Here is a 19,582-nt window from a genome sequence, read left to right as displayed (position 1 = left end):
GTGTCCTCTGCGTCCTCTGTGGTGAATAATTATTTTTCGTCTTTTAAGAAATCATCCAGTTCACGGAGCATCTGTTCTCCATCCGCTCCCATTTCCAGGATCATGTTCCGAAGCGATTCGAGATTGATGGAGTTGCCACACATCTCGTTGTATTTCTTGAATCCTTCGTGGTCCTGAAGTACAAGGCATACAGAAGCCAGTTGTTCGCAGACTTTGGGATATTCGGGATCTTCCTCTAATACTTGCTCGAAGCAAAAACGGGCATTCTCGAGCATACGGTATTCGAGGCTGTAATTACCGATTTCCATCCATGTATCGGCTTCGGGGGCATAACGGAGAGCCAGTGCCCATTCTGCACGGGCCTGATCGAAGTTGCCCTCTTCCATGTAAATGCGTCCCTCAAGCAGATAGGGCTCTGCATCCTGTGGAGCCAGCTCTTTGGCCAGCCGGCAAAGGCGGTGGGCTTCTGCCGAGTCACCCAGATGGGAGGCACAGACCGCTTTGTTTGAATAGATATCGGACAGTAACGGAGAAGAGCCGTTGCCGCTTTCTTCGATTGCCTGAAGGGCCAGGCGGTAGCTCTCGGCGGCTTCTGCCCAGTTCTCCTGATGGGCATAAGCCAATCCGATGAACATGTAGGTGAATTCGGGAGAGAGCGTTTTATATTCCAGTGCTTTCTGATACTCTGCGATGGCCCCTTCGATATTTTCAAGGTGAAACAGGCTGTGTGCTTTGATGATATGGGCTTCGCCGAATTCTTCATCGGCTGCGATAGCGAAGTCGCAGGATTCTACGGCCTTATCAAAATCTTTGGTGGCGAACTGACATTTGGCCAGCCCCACCCAGTAAGCCGGGTTGTATGGGTTCTTGTCGATCAGCTTGTTGTAGAAGAAGGTGGCTTTTTCTATATGTGCCGTTCCGGCTGCTCCATAACAATCGGCGGTGGCTGCCAGAAAATCTTCGTCGTCCTTATACAGTTCTATCCCCCGCGTAAGCCACTGTATGCCTTTTTCCGGATAGCCTAAATCGGTATACAGGTAGACAACATCGACCAGGATGCCGAGTTCGTTTTTCTCTTCCTCTTCTATGCTGTCGAGTATTTGGTCGGCATCGTCCAGCTTGCCTTCGTTCAGCAATAGTTCGGCTAAAAGTAGTTTGACGTTGGCGGAGTAGGTGTCAGTGATAAGGTCGGCCACTTCCCGGGCTTTCCGGGGTTGGTTGAGATCCAGAAACAGGTAAGCTTGTTCTACCATGAGGTCGGTATGCCCCGGATGAAGTCCGAGTCCGTACGAAATGACTTCCTGGGCTTCCTTGAACCTGCGTTCGGAGGCGTATTGATCGGCAATATCGGCCAATTGGTCACCATCCATATAGGGAGACTGGTTGTTGGCCTTTAATGTTTCGTATTGCACGATCATATTATGTAATTCCCGCTCTCTTTCGGACGGGGAGTTCTTTCTACCCAATTTAATTAGTAATTATACAGTTAATAATGATTTGATTCGGAGGGAGAAGGTGTGTCGAAACTCACCACGGAGGACACAGAGTTTTAATTTAAAAACCGGTTCCGGGGAAAATAAATTTTTCCTCTGTGAACTCTGTGTCCTCTGTGGTGAGTTTCGACACACACTCTCTTGCCAAAAAGCTATTTATTGATTTTTCCCCAGGTATCTTTCAGTCCCACCGTGCGGTTGAATACCAGATGACCGGGCGTAGAATCTTTGTCTACATTGAAATAGCCGATACGTTGGAATTGCAGATAGGAAAGTACGGGCAGGTCGGCCACGTATTTTTCTATGTAGCAACGGGTCAGAGTGGTCAGTGAGTCCGGGTTGATCATTTCCTTCATGGCTTCGAGAGCATCACAACCTTTCGCCTCACGGATGGCAGCCATCTCGTCACGCGGGTTTTCTACTTTCCAAAGGCGGTCGTACAAGCGTACTTCTGCCGGCAGGCAGTGTGCGCAGCTGACCCAATGGAGCGTACCTTTCACTTTGCGGTTGGCATCCGGCATACCGCTTTTGGTATTCGGGTCATATTCGCAGTAGACTTCGGTCACCGTACCGTTTTCATCTTTCTTGCAGCCTGTACATTTCACGATGTAGGCGTTCTTCAGGCGCACTTCCTGTCCCGGAGTCATGCGGAAATATTTTTTCGGCGCGTCTTCCATGAAGTCTTCGCGCTCCATCCACAGCTCGCGGCTGAACTCGATGGTATGACTTCCGGCAGTGGGATCTTCGGGATTGTTAATGGCATCCAGTTCCTCAACTTGTCCTTCGGGATAGTTGGTAATGATCAGTTTCACCGGATTGAGCACGGCAGATACACGCGTGGCGCGGGCATTCAGGTCTTCGCGTACAGCGCTTTCGAGCAGGGCGAAATCATTGAGGGCGTCGTAAGTGGTGTAGCCGATTTTGTCGATGAACTTACGGATGGATTCGGGAGAGTAGCCGCGACGGCGGAATCCGCAGAGGGTCGGCATACGGGGATCGTCCCAATCGTTGACCAGGCCTTCTTTGACGAGGATAAGCAGGTTACGCTTACTCATCAGGGTATAATTGAGGTTCAGTTTGTTGAACTCTGTCTGGCGGGGGCGGTTGTCGTCCAGATCCTTGCCTTCTTTCAACCAGTCGATGAACAGATCGTAAAGAGGGCGGTGAGGTACGAACTCGAGCGTACAGAGTGAGTGGGTGACTCCTTCGAAATAGTCGCTCTGACCGTGTGCGAAGTCGTACATCGGATAGGCTTTCCATTGGGTTCCGGTGCGATGGTGTGCCACATGCAGAATGCGGTACATGATCGGGTCGCGGAAGTGCATATTGGGGCTGGCCATGTCGATTTTGGCACGAAGCACCATGGAGCCTTCCTTGGCTTCGTCGCTATTCATCTTTTCGAACAGGGCAAGGCTCTCTTCGATCGGACGGTTGCGGTACGGACTCTCGACACCGGGTTGGGTGGGAGTTCCTTTTTGTTGGGCAATCTGTTCTGAGGTCTGTTCGTCTACGTAGGCTTTGCCTTCTTTAATCAGAGTGACGGCAAAGTCCCATAACTGCTGGAAATAATCCGAGGCATAATATACGTTGCCCCACTGGAAGCCTAACCATTGGATGTCTTCCTGTATGGCTTCTACATATTCCATATCCTCTTTCGTCGGGTTAGTGTCGTCGAAACGAAGGTTGCACACACCACCATGTGCAGCAGCGATGCCGAAGTCGAGGCAAATAGCTTTGGCGTGCCCGATGTGCAGGTAACCGTTGGGTTCCGGCGGGAAACGTGTTTGTACTCTTCCTCCGTTCTTTCCTGCTTTCAAATCATTTTCTACTGCCTGTTCAATGAAATTAAGGCTTTTCTTTTCGCTTGCCTCTTCGTTTTTTATATCTGTCATATCTGTCATTATTATAAAAGCTCGTAGCTAATAAGTTGCTGCAAAAGTAGGATATTTTTTTTGTATAACCTTATTTCACGGGTATATATCCACTCTTTTTTATAATATCCTGTCCCTCGGGAGAAAGAATAAACTCGAGCAGGGGAGCGATTTGTGCTTTGTTCTTTACGTCATAATAATAATAGAGGGGGCGGACAATGGGATATGTCTTGTTGGTGGCGTTCTCTACGGTGGGGCCGGCATAGTGTTCTCCGTCATATGAAACGGACAGGGTTTTGATGCGTGGAGACACATAGGCGAGTCCTACGTAACCAATGGCACCTTTGGTCTGGCTGACCGACTGGATAATGGCTCCGGTGGCAGGCATGGAAAGGCTGCTGCTCATATAGTTTTTGTTTTTGAGGACGCTCTCCTTAAAGAATTCGTAGGTACCGGAAGAGGTTTCGCGGGAGTAAACCACTATTTTGCGGTCATCGCCTCCCACCTGTTTCCAGTTGGTTATCTTGCCGCGGAAGATGTCTTCAAGTTGCCGGCGGGTGAGTTGCTTCACCGGATTGGACGGGTGGACAACAACGGCAAGCGCGTCATAGGCAACGATCACTTCGTCTATGTCCCGTTTGGCAGCTTTGACTTTCATCTTTTCGCTGAACTTAATGGGGCGTGAAGCCATGGCGATGTCAGTGGTATTATCCAACAGGGCGGAGATACCCACTCCTGTACCACCTCCGGTGACGGTGACACGGGCATCGGGTTCCCGGTTCATGAAGCGTTCGGCTGTTTGCTGGGCTACGGGCAATACGGTGTCACTGCCTTTAATGCGTTGGGCATTGGCATTCAGTGCTGCGAGGGAGAGGGCGGCGAATAAGATAGTTCTAACTTTCATATGATTGAGTTTTGAATTTTGACTCACCACAGAGTACACGGAGTACACAGAGTCTCACAGGTCTTTAATCTCTTGTTACAGTATTTTAGAGAAAACGAATTTCTCTGTGTACTCCGTGTACTCTGTGGTGAACTTCATTTTATGTGCAAATAAAGCAATAGTGTATTACATTCTTGTTTCAAAACGTTCGATATTCCGCCTTGTAACATAAATGTAACACCTTTGAAACACTTCCTTCAAACGGTATTCACACATCCTTAATACTTACTCTGTTTCTTTGCATCATGAAAATCAGATGGTATGAAAAAGGTTTTTGAAAGGATTATAGAAGGAATTTTGACCTGTAGCGGATTTGTAACGAGTATTACGATCCTGCTGATTGTGCTTTTCCTTTTTACAGAGGCATTCGGGCTGTTCAGCAGTAAGGTTATCGAAGAAGGGTATGTGCTGGCACTGAACAAAGATAACAAGGTCAGTGAACTGACACCGATGCAGATTAAAGATGTTTTTGATGAAGAGATCACCAACTGGAAAGAACTGGGAGGTGAAGATCTGCCGATCCGGGTGTTCCGTCTGGAAGACATCACGCATTACTACTCGGAAGAAGAACTGGGAGAGGCATACGAAAATGCCGGGGCAAAGATTATGGAGTTGATTCAGAAGACGCCCGGGATCGTAGCTTTTATTCCTCAGAAGTTTGTAACTCAGCCGGATGCGGTGCATTTTATAAAAGATAATACCATTTCCGTGAAAGATGTGTTTGCCGGAGCGGAATGGTTTCCCACGGCAACACCGGCACCCCTGTTCGGCTTTCTGCCGCTGATTACCGGTACGCTTTGGGTGAGCCTGTTTGCCATATTGATTGCTTTGCCGTTCGGGCTGTCGGTGTCGATCTATATGTCCGAGGTCGCCAACCCGAAAGTGCGCGGTTGGCTGAAGCCGGTCATCGAGTTGTTGAGTGGTATTCCTTCGGTTGTATATGGTTTTTTCGGGTTGATCGTGATTGTGCCTCTGATTCAGAAGGTATTTGATTTGCCGGTAGGTGAGAGTGGACTCGCCGGAAGTATAGTGCTTGCCATCATGGCATTGCCCACGATTATAACGGTGACTGAAGACGCGATGCGTAATTGTCCCCGTGCGATGCGTGAAGCGAGTCTGGCACTCGGGGCTTCACAGTGGCAGACCATTTATAAAGTGGTGATCCCTTATTCTATTTCAGGCATTACTTCGGGGGTGGTGCTCGGCATCGGACGTGCCATCGGCGAGACGATGGCTGTTCTGATGGTAACCGGAAATGCGGCCGTGATTCCGACTACGATTCTCGAACCTTTGCGTACGATCCCCGCCACCATTGCGGCCGAACTTGGAGAGGCACCGGCAGGGGGACCACACTATCAGGCTCTTTTCCTTTTAGGAGTCGTACTGTTCTTCATTACATTAATCATCAACTTTAGCGTGGAGTATATTTCATCTAAAGGCGTAAAACGTAGTAAGTAATATGGAAATACTGAATAATACAAAAGCTAAAAGGCGTTCGCAGGGCATCGCTTTCGGCATATTCCGGTTGCTGAGTTTATGCATTGTGCTGATTCTGTTTGCGATTTTAGGGTTCATCATTTACAAGGGTATCGGTGTCATCAGTTGGGATTTCCTTACATCGGCACCTACCGACGGGATGACGGGAGGAGGTATCTGGCCGGCTATCGTGGGCACATTCTATCTGATGACAGGCAGTGCGCTCTTTGCATTTCCGGTGGGAGTGATGAGTGGAATTTACATGAACGAGTATGCGCCGAAAGGAAAACTGGTGAGGTTTATCCGTGTGATGACCAATAACCTGAGCGGCATTCCGTCGATTGTTTTCGGTCTCTTTGGTATGGCTTTGTTCGTTAATTATATGGACTTCGGAGATAGTATTCTGGCCGGTTCATTGACATTGGGCCTGCTTTGTGTACCTTTGGTGATCCGTACCACGGAAGAGGCGCTGAAGGCGATACCGGACAGCATGCGTGAGGGAAGCCGTGCATTGGGAGCTACCAAGTTACAGACCATCTGGCACGTGATTCTGCCTATGGGGATGCCGAATATCATAACCGGACTGATCCTTGCCTTGGGACGTGTGTCGGGAGAAACGGCCCCGATCCTGTTCACGTGTGCGGCATATTTTCTTCCGCAGTTGCCGACAAGCATTTTAGACCAGTGTATGGCGCTGCCCTATCATTTGTATGTGATATCGACCAGTGGCACGGATATGGAGGCACAGTTGCCTTTGGCTTACGGGACGGCTTTGGTATTGATTGCGATCATACTCCTGGTGAACCTGCTGGCCAATGCTTTACGGAAGTATTTTGAAAAGAAAGTAAAAATGAATTAGTGACGGAGTACAACAAAAAATATGGATACAACAGTGAAAATTGATGCGCGTGACGTGAATTTCTGGTATGGTGACTTCCATGCACTGAAGGGAATCAGTATGCAGATTGAAGAAAAATCTGTAGTCGCGTTTATAGGTCCTTCCGGATGTGGAAAATCTACTTTTCTGCGTCTTTTCAATCGTATGAACGATTTGATCCCTGCCATTCGCCTGACGGGGGAAATCCGTATAGATGGTGAAAATATCTATGACAAAGGAGTGCAGGTAGACGAACTTCGTAAAAACGTAGGCATGGTGTTCCAGCGTCCTAACCCTTTTCCGAAAAGCATTTTCGAGAATGTAGCTTACGGATTGAGGGTGAACGGAGTGAAAGATAATGCTTTTATCCGGCAGCGGGTGGAGGAGACCCTGAAGGGTGCCGCCCTTTGGGATGAAGTGAAGGACAAACTGAAGGAATCGGCTTATGCTTTATCCGGCGGACAACAGCAACGCCTTTGTATCGCCCGTGCGATGGCTGTATCTCCTTCGGTGCTGCTGATGGACGAGCCGGCTTCGGCACTCGACCCTATTTCGACGGCAAAGGTGGAAGAATTGATTCATGAACTGAAAGAACGGTATACCATTGTGATTGTGACGCACAACATGCAGCAGGCCGCCCGTGTCAGTGATAAGACGGCATTTTTCTATATGGGACAGATGGTGGAGTTTGGCGATACAAAGAAGATCTTTACGAATCCGGAGAAAGAAGCCACCCAGAATTATATTACCGGACGATTCGGGTAACCTGTGATTTTTCGGCGCAGATCGTCGAAACATGGTTTTATATTGTATATTTGCTTAATAATTAATTTAATACATAGAGTATGGTGAAGTTTATAGAATCAGAACTTGTTCTGCTGAAAAAGGAAATAGACGAGATGTGGACATTGGTTTACAATCAGCTGGATAGAGCAGGAGAGGCTGTACTGACACTGGATAAGGAACTGGCCCAGCAGGTGATTGTCCGTGAGCGCAGAGTGAATGCTTTCGAGTTGAAGATAGACAGTGACGTGGAGGATGTGATTGCCTTGTATAATCCGGTAGCCATCGATCTTCGCTTTGTGTTGGCTATGTTGAAAATCAATACGAATCTGGAACGTTTGGGCGACTTTGCCGAGGGAATCGCACGTTTTGTGCTGAAGAGTGAGGAGCCTATTCTGGATGGAGACTTACTGAAACGCCTTCGTCTGGAAGAGATGCAGAGACAGGTGCTTTCTATGCTCGAGGTGGCCAAACGTGCGCTGAATGAAGAAAGTCTCGAACTGGCAACTTCCGTATTCGCTAAAGATAATTTATTGGACGAGATTAATGCCGAAGCTACGGCGATATTGGCTGATTATATCAGAGAGCATCCCGAAAGCACGCTGTCTTGCCTGAATCTGGTAGGGGTATTCCGTAAGCTGGAGCGTTCTGGCGACCATATAACGAATATTGCCGAGGAAATTGTCTTTTTCATAGACGCTAAAGTCTTGAAGCATAGTGGCAAGGTAGAAGAGCATTATCCCGATAAATAATAAATCGCAAATTTTTAAACAAAAATTAGTGCTACTTAAAAAAATGTCATATATTTGTCTCCTGTAACGGTTCGGTTACAGGAGTTTTTTTTGAAATGATAATAAATCCAAAGAAAAATCAAAAAGATGTTATATGACATGTTTTTATATTTGGTTCATAACGAGAAAAGCACCTATATTTGCACCGTTATCCTGAAAACAATCTTTTTACCTTAAAAAAAAACTAATACCTATTGAAAACTGAAAAGCGGGGCTTTGTGAAAAGCCCCGCTTTTTTATGTTTATTCACTCACTCTCTCCCATTTTCTTTGTATCTTTGACCCCCGTTGATGCGCGTATGCATCTTTTTGAATGGTAAATCCTAATATTAAAAATAGAACTATGTTTTCCGGAATCGTAGAAGAGTACGCTACCGTTGTAGCACTGGTGAAAGACCAGGAGAATATACATTTCACACTGAAGTGTTCGTTTGTAAACGAGTTGAAGATAGATCAGAGTATCTCGCACAATGGAGTCTGTCTGACTGTGGTCAGCATGACGGAAGATACCTATACAGTGACTGCCATGAAAGAGACACTGGACCGCTCGAACCTCCGGTTGCTGAAGGTGGGGGACAAGGTGAACGTGGAACGCAGTATGATGATGAACGGACGTCTGGACGGACACATTGTGCAGGGACATGTGGATCAGACTGCCGAATGTATCGGTATAAAAGATGCGGACGGAAGTTGGTATTTCACATTTAAATATGCTTTCGACAAGGAAATGGCTAAACGTGGCTACATCACCGTAGATAAGGGATCGGTAACGGTGAACGGTGTCAGTCTGACGGTATGCAATCCGACAGACGATACTTTCCAGGTAGCGATTATTCCATATACTTACGAGCATACCAATTTCCACACTTTTGAGGTAGGCAGTATTGTGAACCTTGAATTTGACATCATTGGCAAGTATATCAGCCGGATGATTCAATATAAATAGCAGGACCAGGTATGAACGACTTTCTGCAATTGGTAAATGCCCGGCAAAGTGACAGGGCCTATGATAAATCACGTCCTGTGGAACCGGATAAGCTGGAACGTATCCTCGAGGCAGGACGTTTGGCACCTTCCGCATGCAATGCGCAACCCTGGAAGTTTGTGGTAGTAACCGATCCGTTATTGGCGGAGAAGGTTGGCAAAGCTGCTGCGGGGTTGGGAATGAATAAATTTGCTAAAGATGCTCCCGTGCACATACTGATTGTAGAAGAGTCGGCTAACATAACGTCCAGGCTGGGCGGCAAACTGAAAGGGAAGCATTTTCCGCAGATCGATATAGGCATTGCGGTTGCGCACATTGTGCTGGCTGCCGAAAGCGAAGGGTTGGGATCGTGCATACTCGGCTGGTTTGACGAGAAAGAGGTGAAGAGCCTGACCGGTATTCCCTCTTCGAAACGTGTGTTGCTGGATGTGCTGATTGGCTATCCGGTGAAGGAGAAACGGAAAAAGATCCGAAAAGAAAAGGAGAAAGTTGTTTCTTATAACAGCTATTAATGAACTGAATAATCTCTGATTCACCGACCCGAACACCCCCGTCCAGAACCGCATTTCAACCGGGACGGACCGTCGAGAACCCGCTGCAACCGGGACTACGGTTGCCGGAACCGTCACCGTGGGGAGCGGTGGAAGTCACCGTGAAACGTGCTGCCAATGGGCGTTTCACCGTAACACGGTGCTAAGAAAAGAATATATTAAAAGAGAAAGAAGAAGAAGGAGAAGAAGGGGAAGAAGAGAAAGAAGAGAAAGCAGAGCTACTCCCGATCCTCCTTTCACCTCAAGCACGGAACGCGTCGTGTGTAGCACCCCGTTTGGGAGAAGTGAACGGAATGACGGCACCATCGGAGGTAAATGGCGGCAGGGTGAACGGTCTCTGCCGGCAGGAGACATAAAGAAAACCCATATCGCTCTTTGACTTATCGGAAACGAACATTCACCACAGAGGACACAGAGGACACAGAGTTTAATTAGCTGCGCTCAATCTGTTTTCAGACAAAAGAACAAACGAACACATAAAAAATCATCTGCCCTTTTGTTCTTTTGTTCTTATGTCTAAAAAAACTCTGTGTACCCTGTGTCCTCTGTGGTGAGCTACAAGTCTTTCAGCAGCACTTTGCTTGCCTTTTTATAATATTCCTCCCTTGAGTCGAGTAATACTTTCCACTGTTCGCTGAATTCCTCGTCTTTATCTACTTTGAAGTCTTCTGAGCCGTAAGTATCCAGCCGGTCGAGCAGTAAAGCGACGTTCAGTTGATTGATGTCGATGGAAGGCTGATATGCGATGTCTTCACTTTTCTGATCGGTCACAACTTCGTGGATCAGATGAATCTCTTGCAGTTGATAGAGTATCTGGTTGGTCAGCCGGATAGGGATGCGATGCTCTTCGGATATCTCTTCGGCGGTGTAAGGCGTTTCATTGTTTTCAAAACGTTTGGCTATAAGAGACATTATCAGGATGGAGATGAAGTCCCGGTAACGGCGGCTGATATTCTGCGTGTCTCTGTCGAAACTGAAGTTACGGATATTCTGTCCGGCGTAGGTCAGTTCGGCACCGAACAGGCAGATGGTCCATGATATTTGCAACCATAACAGGAACATCGGCAGGGCGGCAAAACTACCGTAAATGGCATTGTACTTGGACACCCACAACTGGCTGCTGATGTACAGGAACTGAAATGCCTGGTAAGCGGAACCGGCAAGGATACCGGAGATCAGTGCATGCTTGAATTTTACCTTCGTATTGGGCATGAAGATGTAGAGTCCCGTAAACATCAGCCAGGTCAGCACGAACGGAATCAAGCGGATCAGGAATTTCAGGATAGGAGCAAGCAAAACAAAATCCGCCATACTCTTCAGCATAGTGCCCACAAAGATGGAAAGACCTCCCGATACCACGATCAGGATCGGCATCAGCAGGAACATTGAAAAATAATCGGTGATTTTGCGGTACATGCTGCGTCCTTTTTTCACTTGCCAGATGCGGTTGAAGGTGATTTCAATGTTACTGACCAGGTTGAGCACGGTCCACAACAACATGACCAGGCCGACTCCGATAAAAATACCGTTTTTGGTTTGTGACAGATACGAGTCTACGAATTGGAGGATAACATCCGTCGCTTCGGTGGAACCTCCGAAACCATCACGAAACTGGCTTTCCATCAAAGTGGAAACACCGAATCCGCGTGCAATGGCAAAGACGATGGCCAGGATGGGCACAATGGCGAGCAGTGTGCTGTAGGTCAGTGCTGAGGCTTTGTTTACGATGCGGTCTTTGTTGAAGCGGTTGACGCAGAGATAGATCGTTTTGATGATATTGTATATCGAGAACTTGGTGCGGGTGACTTCGCTTTCCGTAATCCGCCAGATATCATAGGTAATGAATTTCCATATATCGGAGAGACGCTGATTCATAGGTCTGTTATTTGAAATTAAAAAAAAGAAAAGCAGTCAGCCTATAAGCCGAGTTCTGTACCCTGAATAAATCAAGGTGCCTGTCATTTATCTGAGTGGGGTGTCACCACACCACTTTAGCGGTCTACCCTCCGACATGGAGCGAGCAACTCTCATAACGCCGGTTTACATGACCTTACAACTCCTAAGACGTACAGCCCGATATGTCACCATACGGCTGGTGGGCTCTTACTCCACCTTCTCACCCTTACCTCTCCCCGGAGGGAGGGGCGGTTCTTTTCTTCTACGTTACTCTACCCTCGCGGACAGCTTTCTGTTAGGAAGTAGGATGCTCTGTGTTGCCCGGACTTTCCTCCTGTACCGAAATACACGCGACAGACCGGCCAACTGCTTTGGTCAGCAAAAGTACAAGAATTATTTTGTTTGAGCAAACGGAAGGGAGGATTAGTTCGGTTCACCACAGAGGACACAGAGGGCACAGAGTTTCACGAATGACATAAATTCACCACAGATTACGCAGATTATCACAGATTAATAATTTATTTTACTGAGAGTTAAATTAAAATATCTGTGTTAATCCGTGTAATCTGTGGTGAACATCGTGTGAATCAATTTCAGTTCTTATTCTTAATATTTTTGAAAAAATATATCTAAAACGGAAATAGTTTCTATCTTTGCTAAAAATGTAACCCCCAAATCTTTCTTTCATGAAGAATATGACGCCCTTTGTATCGCTGCTTCTGGCAGTGTCCGCCTGTACAGGTATTCCTGAGAACAAGAAAAACGCACTTCCCCAAGATGTAGAACTGTTGTCCGGTGAAGTTCGCAACCGGTTCATTCCCGATAAGCGTGTCATCCTTTGGGATGTGGATTACGATGTATCCGGAAAGACGATTACCGTAAAGGGGGCGACTACCTCAGCGGAAGCTAAGTCGGCTTTGTTATCGGGACTGGAAGAGAAGGCTTATGAAGTGAGGGACAGCCTGCAACTGGTTCCGGACAGCGTGGCCCTGGAAGGAAAGATGTACGGCATTGTCAATCTCTCTGTATGCAATATGCGTGTAGAGGATGATTTCTCTTCGGAGATGACTACCCAGGCATTGATGGGAATGCCCGTTAAAGTGTTGCAACATCGCAACTGGTATCGCATCCAGACACCTGATAATTATATCGCATGGGTACACCGGGTAGGAATCCATCCGGTCACCAAAGCCGGGCTGGATGCCTGGAACAAGGCAGATAAAATTGTAGTGACGTCGCATTATGGGTTCACTTATCAGCAGCCGGATGAAAAGTCTCAATCCGTGTCGGACGTGGTAGCCGGAAACCGTCTGAAGTACGAAGGTACGCAAGGCGGATTTTATAAAGTCTCTTATCCGGACGGACGGCAGGCTTATATCTCACGATCGATATCGATGCCCGAAAAGGAGTGGCGTGCTTCTTTGAAGCAAGACGCTTCAAGCATCATCCGCACCGCTTATACAATGATGGGGATTCCTTATCTATGGGCGGGCACTTCTTCGAAGGGAGTCGATTGCAGCGGCTTTGTACGTACCGCCTTATTTATGCACGATATCATCATTCCTCGTGATGCCTCTCAACAAGCTTATGTGGGCGAGCATATCGACATTGCTCCTGACTTCGGTAATGTTCAGCCGGGAGATTTGATTTTCTTCGGGCGGAAGGCCACTGCCGGGAAGAAAGAGCGTGTGGTTCATGTGGCCATTTATCTGGGTGATAAAAAGTTCATTCACTCACAAGGCGATGTCCATGTCAGCAGTTTCGATCTGTCGGATGCCGATTTTGATGAGTATAACCTGAATCGCCTGCTGTATGCAGTCCGTGTGTTGCCATCTATAAATAAGGAGGCAGCCTTAAACACCACCGTTACGAATCCGTATTATAACTAAACTCAAAATAGATATGCAAAACCGAAGAGATTTCCTCAAGACCGCTGCTTTTGCCGCCATAGGTTCGGGGCTGTCATTGCAAGGTGTTTTTGCCGGCGAGAAGAGCCCCGCTTCATTTGCGATCAACAAACTCGGCCTGCGAGCAAAGCTGAAATTGCGCTTTTTCCCTTACGAGCTGAAACTGAAACATGTGTTTACGGTGGCTACTTATTCGCGAACCACCACTCCCGATGTGCAGATAGAGATAGAATATGACGGAGTCATCGGTTATGGCGAGGCTTCGATGCCTCCTTATTTGGGACAGACGGTAGACTCGGTGATGGCTTTTTTGAAGAAGGTCGATCTGGAACAGTTTGACGATCCGTTCCGGCTGGAAGATATACTGGCTTATGTAGACGGTATCACTCCGGGAGATACGGCTGCCAAAGCTGCCATAGACATCGCCTTGCACGACTTGGTGGGTAAACTTCTGGGAGCACCCTGGTACAGGATCTGGGGACTGGATAAGGCTAAAGCTCCTTCGACCACTTTCACGATAGGCATCGATACCCCCGAGGTGGTACGTGAAAAGACCCTTGAGGTGGCCGGGCAGTTCAATATCCTCAAAGTGAAGTTAGGGCGTGAGAATGACAAACAGATGATTGAAACGATCCGTTCGGTGAGCGATCTGCCTATTGCGGTCGATGCCAATCAGGGGTGGACGGATAAGAAATATGCATTGGACATGATTCAGTGGCTGAAAGAAAAAGGAATTGTAATGATTGAACAGCCTATGCCCAAAGCACAGTTGGACGATATTGCATGGGTGACCCAGCATAGTCCGTTACCTGTTTTTGCCGACGAATCTTTGCAACGGCTGACTGATGTGGCAGGATTGAAGGGAGCCTTTACGGGGATAAACATCAAACTGATGAAGTGTACCGGTATGCGGGAAGCCTGGAAGATGGTTATGTTGGCACGGGCGTTAGGCATGAAAGTGATGGTAGGCTGTATGACGGAAACTTCATGCGCAGTCTCTGCCGCCGCACAATTCTCTCCGGCCGTCGATTTTGCCGATCTGGACGGAAACTTGCTGATAGCGAACGACCGCTTCAGAGGGATGGAGGTTGTAAAAGGCAAGATCACGCTCAACGACCTTCCGGGAATTGGTGTGGTTAAATTATGAACGCGGATAAACCTTTGAAACTGTTTTGATAATGAAAAAACTACTTTATATAATTGCCGTATTTATCAGCCTTTCAGCCTGTACTTCGCGGCAGGCTCCCAAGCCTTACAACTGGGACGATGACTTGCACCAACGGTTGCTGGCGGACTTCTGTCTGACCGAATCTCAGGTGAAAGACTATATCCGCAAATACATTCCCGACGTGACGGACGAACAGATGCGCCAATGGGAAGAGAGCAAAGCGCTTGAATACCGGGTGATCGACGGAGAGAAACGTTATTTCCGCAATGCCGGTCCCAACCTGTTCCGGATAGACTCTGCCTGCTGTGCCGTCAAAATGGAGAAAGAAGGCACTTCATTGAGCACGAGCGAACAAGTCAATAAAGAACATCTGCCCGAAGTGATGGCTGCTGTCAGGAAAGAAAGAACGCCTGTCGTGCAGCCCAAGCGGATGCGGGTCACCTACACGCTGACGGTGGACAGCAACGCGGTTCCTGCCGGAAAAACGATCCGCTGCTGGCTGCCCTATCCCCGTACGGATCAGGCCCGTCAGCAAAACGTGAAACTGATACGTACCAGCGAGCTCCGCTATACATTGGCTCCGCCTTCATGCCGGCACAGCACCCTCTATATGGAGAAGCAGGCCATTCCCGGTGAGCCGACGGTCTTTTCGGAAACCTTTGAGTATACCTCGTGTGCCGAATGGCATCCGTTGAAGCCCGAAAATATACTGCCTTATGATACTGTCGGTGCTCTTTATAAAGAATATACTGCCGAACGGGACACACATATCCGTTTTTCACCCCGTATCAAAGAGCTGGCTGCCAATCTGACAGCCGGTGAAACCAATCCTTTGTTGAAGGCGCAACGCATTTTCCGTTGGATAAACGATCATTTGCCCTGGGCCTCGGCCCGCGAATATTCCACTATTGAGAATATTCCGGAATATGTGCTCGACAATCGTCACGGCGATTGTGGCCAGGTGAGCCTGTTGTTTATCACCCTCTGCCGTTGCAGTGGCATTCCTGCCCGTTTCCAGAGCGGCTTTATGATGCATCCCCGTGCATGGAACCTGCACGATTGGGCGGAAGTCTATTTCGAAGGCGCGGGCTGGGTGCCGGTAGATCAATCATTCGGCATTCCCGCATTTGCTGGCAATCCCGAAGAAAAGATGTTCTTTCTGGGAGGTATCGATTCCTGGCGTATGATAGTCAACAGTGACTATTCCATGCCGTTGGTTCCCGAGAAGAAATATCCGCGTAGTGAAACGGTTGATTTCCAGCGTGGGGAGGTAGAGTGGGAAGGGGGAAACCTGTACTTCCCGCAATGGAGTTATCATATGGATATAGACTACTTGAATTATTAAGTTCATTCTCCATAAAAGGCTTAAGCGTTTTCCGAAAAGACTTAAGTGTTTCTCAAAAAGACTTTAGTCTTTCGAGGGAAACGCTTAAGTCTTTTTTCTGCCTTCTAAATACTTGTGTGTCATGCAACGAATGCTAATTTGTCAGTCTCTGCCGTTAACCGCTGTTAAGCTCTGCAGATTCACTGTTAAAAGAGAACAAAAAAGAGTGACAAGGAGAATAACAGAATGATTTTTGTCGTTATTTTAACGTCGTAAATGTTAAATGAAAGTAGAATATTAACAATTAAATGAATAAAAAGAATAGTATGAAACAGACAACAAAAAACATTCTCGGGGTAGGAGCGGTTGTTCTTCTCAGCGCAGGAGTTGCCGGAGTGACAACGTATACGATGTTGAAACCGGAAAACAGAGACAGCCTGTCGTTCAGCGAACAGTTCCGTCAGAATCCCAATGCCCGCTTGGCTGCTTATGACGCCATTAATGCACAGCCTGTGGATCTGACGCAGGCAGCAGAAAATTCGCTTCATGCTGTGGTACATATAAAATCGACTCAACAAGCTAAAGAACAAACAGTCACCGTGCGAGATCCGTTTGCCGAGATCTTCGGAGATATTTTCGGTAATGGAGGCAGACAGCAGCGCCGTGTACAGACCCAGCCGCGTGTCGGTTTCGGTTCGGGAGTCATCATTTCGAAGGATGGCTATATCGTAACCAACAACCATGTGATTGACGGGGCGGACGAGATTGTTGTGAAGTTGAATGACAACCGTGAGTTTAAAGGCCGTGTGATCGGTACCGACCCGAATTCGGATCTGGCTTTGGTCAAAATCGAAGGAGATGATTTTCCGACCATTCCTGTCGGCGATTCGGATGCCCTGAAAGTGGGAGAGTGGGTCTTGGCGGTAGGTAACCCCTTCAACCTGACTTCGACTGTAACCGCAGGTATTGTCAGCGCCAAGGCACGTACTTTGGGCGTATACGGTATTGGCGGTGTGGAATCGTTTATCCAGACAGACGCCGCTATCAATCAGGGAAACAGTGGTGGAGCTTTGGTCAATGCAAAAGGTGAGTTGGTAGGTATCAATGCCGTTCTTTCTTCACCCACGGGTGCTTATGCCGGATATGGTTTTGCCATTCCGACGAGCGTGATGACCAAAGTGGTCAGTGACCTGAAACAATACGGAACCGTACAGCGTGCATTGCTGGGAATCAAGGGTACTTCTCTTGCGGGTGACGGCGACATGATGTCCGATCAGCCGATTGACAAGTCGGGAGCTACTTTGGCCGATAAACGCAAAGAATTTGGCGTTGTAGACGGCGTGTGGGTTCGTGAGATTGTGGATGGCGGTTCTGCTGCCGGTTCCGATATCAAGGTGAACGACATCATCATCGGCATCGATGGCAAGAAAGTTCAGAACTTCGCCGATTTGCAGGAAGCCATTGCACAGCATCGTCCGGGTGATAAAGTTACCGTGAAGGTGATGCGTGACAAGAAAGAAAAGAATATCGACGTAACGTTGAAGAATGAACAAGGTACAACAAAGATTGTGAAGGATGCAGGTATGGAGATTTTGGGTGCTGCCTTTAAGGAGTTGCCGGACGACTTGAAGAGACAACTCAATCTCGGATACGGCTTGCAGGTGACCGGAGTGACTTCGGGCAAGATGGCGGATGCCGGTGTACGAAAGGGCTTCATCATCCTGAAAGCCAACGATCAGCCGATGCGTAAAGTCAGCGATCTTGAAGAAGTGATGAAAGCTGCTGTGAAATCACCGAACCAGGTGCTCTTCCTCACAGGAGTATTCCCTTCAGGAAAACGCGGATATTACGCTGTAGACTTGACTCAGGAGTAAATTAGCTGAAAGCTGCTGTGTGGTGAGTATGGTCACACCAGTGAATCGTCTGCCGAAAAAAGTAATTGGTAGCTTAATAATAGCTAAGGAAATCGAAAAGAGAGTGCCGGCAATCAACCAGTCGACACTCTTTTTGTTTGTAGTAGTAGATAATTAATGGTGAAAAAGTTGTGGAAATTTATACGTTAACAAATAAATTGTCGTAACTTTGCACTCCAAATCTGTTTTATAAGAATGAGACAACTAAAGATTACCAAAAGTATCACTAACAGAGAGAGCGCTTCTCTTGACAAGTATTTGCAGGAAATCGGTCGCGAGGACCTTATTACTGTGGAAGAAGAGGTAGAACTCGCTCAACGCATTCGTAAGGGTGACCGTGTAGCATTAGAGAAACTGACACGTGCCAATCTTCGTTTCGTCGTATCCGTAGCCAAGCAGTACCAGAACCAAGGTTTGAGTTTGCCCGACTTGATTAATGAAGGCAATTTAGGACTGATCAAAGCTGCCGAGAAGTTTGATGAAACACGTGGTTTTAAGTTTATCAGTTATGCTGTATGGTGGATTCGCCAGTCTATTTTGCAGGCATTGGCAGAGCAATCCCGTATCGTTCGTCTTCCGTTGAACCAGGTTGGTTCGCTGAACAAAATCAGCAAGGCCTTCTCTAAGTTCGAACAGGAGAACGAGCGTCGTCCGTCTCCCGAAGAGCTGGCAGGTGAACTGGACATTCCGGTTGACAAGATCTCCGATACGCTGAAAGTATCCGGCCGTCATATTTCGGTGGATGCACCTTTTGTTGAAGGAGAAGACAACAGCCTGCTCGATGTGTTGGTGAACGATGATTCGCCCATGGCAGACCGTTCTCTGGTTAATGAGTCTCTTGCGAGGGAAATTGATAGAGCTCTTTCTACGTTAACCGATAGGGAAAAAGAAATCATTCAGATGTTTTTCGGTATCGGACAACAGGAAATGACATTAGAGGAAATCGGCGACAAATTTGGTCTCACACGTGAGCGTGTTCGTCAGATTAAGGAAAAAGCAATCAGAAGATTAAGACAAAGTAATCGTAGTAAATTGCTCAAATCTTACTTGGGATAAGCAAGATATATCAGTTTCCGAAAAAGTATTTAAAAAACGCTTCATCTTTTGATGGGCGTTTTTTTTTGTTATCTTTGCGAAGTTAAAATAATAACAGAATATGAAATACGTAAAAATACTGTTTGCCGTAGCGTTAGTGTTTACATTGTGCTCGGCGTTTTCGTTGAAAAAAGGAGAACATAAGCCCGTTTATGCTTTTGGAGTATCGGCGTCATTTACCGATACAGTGGTATACTACACCGAGATTCAGGTACTCGATAGCGTGGCGCTGGATAAAAACGGATTTCTGCCGCATAGAGAGATATACAGCTATCAACTGAAAAACTATCTGGAGATTGATAAAGGACAACCCAACCGTACTTGTATGATCTACTTCTCGGAGAATCAGAAGAAACTTGAAAAGGAGGCTGCAAAGGTATTGGGCAAATATAAAAAGAATAAATCGGTGGCTCTTGAGAAAATAGATACCCAAAGTTTTAAATTCACTAAACCGGAAGAATAACTTAAACGTTATATAAGAAGGGGATGCTTAGAAGCTCCTGATGGAGG

Annotated in this window: 16 protein-coding genes and 1 other RNA gene; 12 read left to right on the top strand and 5 right to left on the bottom strand. The window is 47.3% G+C overall.

Features of this window, described 5'->3' with window-relative positions; all coding sequences use genetic code 11:
* Positions 1–29: 29 nt before the first annotated feature.
* The 3 genes from DBK98_RS17720 to DBK98_RS17710 all read right to left on the bottom strand — a co-directional run bounded on the left by DBK98_RS17720 (position 30) and on the right by DBK98_RS17710 (position 4,268).
* A complete protein-coding gene (locus DBK98_RS17720) occupies positions 30–1,466 on the bottom strand; it encodes a lipopolysaccharide assembly protein LapB (RefSeq protein WP_032536089.1) in 1,437 nt (478 codons plus the stop codon).
* 179 nt (positions 1,467–1,645) lie between these two features.
* Entirely contained in the window at positions 1,646–3,385 is a 1,740-nt protein-coding gene (locus tag DBK98_RS17715; protein ID WP_032530480.1) for a glutamine--tRNA ligase/YqeY domain fusion protein, read from the bottom strand.
* A 70-nt stretch (positions 3,386–3,455) separates the two neighbouring features.
* The gene (locus tag DBK98_RS17710) at positions 3,456–4,268 is read right to left on the bottom strand and encodes a PstS family phosphate ABC transporter substrate-binding protein (RefSeq protein ID WP_032536088.1); all 813 of its coding nucleotides are present in this window, start codon (positions 4,266–4,268) and stop codon (positions 3,456–3,458) included.
* Positions 4,269–4,568: 300 nt separating this feature from the next.
* Between DBK98_RS17710 and pstC the strand changes: the two genes are divergently transcribed.
* From pstC to DBK98_RS17680, 6 genes are all read left to right on the top strand, one after another.
* Complete coding sequence (pstC, locus tag DBK98_RS17705) at positions 4,569–5,765, top strand: phosphate ABC transporter permease subunit PstC (RefSeq protein ID WP_005779841.1); 1,197 nt, start codon at positions 4,569–4,571, stop codon at positions 5,763–5,765.
* 1 nt (position 5,766) lies between these two features.
* Positions 5,767–6,642 (top strand): phosphate ABC transporter permease PstA, encoded by an 876-nt coding sequence (pstA, locus tag DBK98_RS17700; protein ID WP_005779838.1) that lies wholly within the window; start codon positions 5,767–5,769, stop codon positions 6,640–6,642.
* Between the two features lie 21 nt (positions 6,643–6,663).
* Positions 6,664–7,425 (top strand): phosphate ABC transporter ATP-binding protein PstB, encoded by a 762-nt coding sequence (pstB, locus tag DBK98_RS17695; protein WP_005779836.1) that lies wholly within the window; start codon positions 6,664–6,666, stop codon positions 7,423–7,425.
* Positions 7,426–7,505: 80 nt separating this feature from the next.
* The gene (phoU, locus tag DBK98_RS17690; RefSeq protein ID WP_005779833.1) at positions 7,506–8,195 is read left to right on the top strand and encodes a phosphate signaling complex protein PhoU; all 690 of its coding nucleotides are present in this window, start codon (positions 7,506–7,508) and stop codon (positions 8,193–8,195) included.
* Between the two features lie 381 nt (positions 8,196–8,576).
* On the top strand, positions 8,577–9,179 hold the full coding sequence (locus DBK98_RS17685) for a riboflavin synthase (protein ID WP_005820684.1): 603 nt from the start codon (positions 8,577–8,579) through the stop codon (positions 9,177–9,179).
* Between the two features lie 11 nt (positions 9,180–9,190).
* Positions 9,191–9,730: a nitroreductase family protein gene (locus DBK98_RS17680; protein WP_005779827.1), complete on the top strand. Its 540-nt coding sequence runs from the start codon at positions 9,191–9,193 to the stop codon at positions 9,728–9,730.
* A 594-nt stretch (positions 9,731–10,324) separates the two neighbouring features.
* Here DBK98_RS17680 and DBK98_RS17675 read toward each other — a convergent pair.
* Positions 10,325–11,644 carry a YihY/virulence factor BrkB family protein gene (locus DBK98_RS17675; protein WP_005779824.1) on the bottom strand — a complete coding sequence of 440 codons (1,320 nt, stop codon included), beginning with the start codon at positions 11,642–11,644 and terminating at the stop codon, positions 10,325–10,327.
* Positions 11,645–11,672: 28 nt separating this feature from the next.
* Positions 11,673–12,035: RNase P RNA component class A (gene rnpB / locus DBK98_RS17670), an RNA gene on the bottom strand.
* Between the two features lie 316 nt (positions 12,036–12,351).
* On the opposite strand from rnpB, the gene DBK98_RS17665 reads away from it, so the two are divergent.
* From DBK98_RS17665 to DBK98_RS17640, 6 genes are all read left to right on the top strand, one after another.
* On the top strand, positions 12,352–13,554 hold the full coding sequence (locus DBK98_RS17665; RefSeq protein ID WP_032536087.1) for an NlpC/P60 family protein: 1,203 nt from the start codon (positions 12,352–12,354) through the stop codon (positions 13,552–13,554).
* Positions 13,555–13,567: 13 nt separating this feature from the next.
* Complete coding sequence (locus tag DBK98_RS17660) at positions 13,568–14,719, top strand: dipeptide epimerase (RefSeq protein ID WP_005806783.1); 1,152 nt, start codon at positions 13,568–13,570, stop codon at positions 14,717–14,719.
* A gap of 31 nt (positions 14,720–14,750) precedes the next feature.
* Positions 14,751–16,085, top strand: a complete 1,335-nt coding sequence (locus DBK98_RS17655) for a transglutaminase family protein (protein WP_032536086.1) — start codon at positions 14,751–14,753, stop codon at positions 16,083–16,085.
* Between the two features lie 305 nt (positions 16,086–16,390).
* On the top strand, positions 16,391–17,938 hold the full coding sequence (locus DBK98_RS17650) for a trypsin-like peptidase domain-containing protein (protein WP_032536085.1): 1,548 nt from the start codon (positions 16,391–16,393) through the stop codon (positions 17,936–17,938).
* Between the two features lie 234 nt (positions 17,939–18,172).
* On the top strand, positions 18,173–19,033 hold the full coding sequence (locus DBK98_RS17645; protein WP_005779810.1) for an RNA polymerase sigma factor RpoD/SigA: 861 nt from the start codon (positions 18,173–18,175) through the stop codon (positions 19,031–19,033).
* 100 nt (positions 19,034–19,133) lie between these two features.
* The gene (locus tag DBK98_RS17640) at positions 19,134–19,535 is read left to right on the top strand and encodes a hypothetical protein (protein ID WP_005806773.1); all 402 of its coding nucleotides are present in this window, start codon (positions 19,134–19,136) and stop codon (positions 19,533–19,535) included.
* Positions 19,536–19,582: the final 47 nt, after the last annotated feature.

The sequence above is a fragment of the Bacteroides sp. PHL 2737 genome (assembly GCF_004115325.2).
Lineage (GTDB): Bacteria > Bacteroidota > Bacteroidia > Bacteroidales > Bacteroidaceae > Bacteroides > Bacteroides hominis.
Note: the sequence above shows the minus strand (reverse complement) of the source record. Positions and strands in the feature narration are given on the sequence as shown.

Coding starts and splice junctions, on each gene's coding strand:
- DBK98_RS17715 (WP_032530480.1), bottom strand. CDS start 3,385: ATGACAGATATAAAAAACGAAGAGGCAAGCGAAAAGAAAAGCCTTAAT.
- DBK98_RS17710 (WP_032536088.1), bottom strand. CDS start 4,268: ATGAAAGTTAGAACTATCTTATTCGCCGCCCTCTCCCTCGCAGCACTG.
- pstC (WP_005779841.1), top strand. CDS start 4,569: ATGAAAAAGGTTTTTGAAAGGATTATAGAAGGAATTTTGACCTGTAGC.
- pstA (WP_005779838.1), top strand. CDS start 5,767: ATGGAAATACTGAATAATACAAAAGCTAAAAGGCGTTCGCAGGGCATC.
- pstB (WP_005779836.1), top strand. CDS start 6,664: ATGGATACAACAGTGAAAATTGATGCGCGTGACGTGAATTTCTGGTAT.
- phoU (WP_005779833.1), top strand. CDS start 7,506: ATGGTGAAGTTTATAGAATCAGAACTTGTTCTGCTGAAAAAGGAAATA.
- DBK98_RS17685 (WP_005820684.1), top strand. CDS start 8,577: ATGTTTTCCGGAATCGTAGAAGAGTACGCTACCGTTGTAGCACTGGTG.
- DBK98_RS17680 (WP_005779827.1), top strand. CDS start 9,191: ATGAACGACTTTCTGCAATTGGTAAATGCCCGGCAAAGTGACAGGGCC.
- DBK98_RS17675 (WP_005779824.1), bottom strand. CDS start 11,644: ATGAATCAGCGTCTCTCCGATATATGGAAATTCATTACCTATGATATC.
- DBK98_RS17665 (WP_032536087.1), top strand. CDS start 12,352: ATGAAGAATATGACGCCCTTTGTATCGCTGCTTCTGGCAGTGTCCGCC.
- DBK98_RS17660 (WP_005806783.1), top strand. CDS start 13,568: ATGCAAAACCGAAGAGATTTCCTCAAGACCGCTGCTTTTGCCGCCATA.
- DBK98_RS17655 (WP_032536086.1), top strand. CDS start 14,751: ATGAAAAAACTACTTTATATAATTGCCGTATTTATCAGCCTTTCAGCC.
- DBK98_RS17650 (WP_032536085.1), top strand. CDS start 16,391: ATGAAACAGACAACAAAAAACATTCTCGGGGTAGGAGCGGTTGTTCTT.
- DBK98_RS17645 (WP_005779810.1), top strand. CDS start 18,173: ATGAGACAACTAAAGATTACCAAAAGTATCACTAACAGAGAGAGCGCT.
- DBK98_RS17640 (WP_005806773.1), top strand. CDS start 19,134: ATGAAATACGTAAAAATACTGTTTGCCGTAGCGTTAGTGTTTACATTG.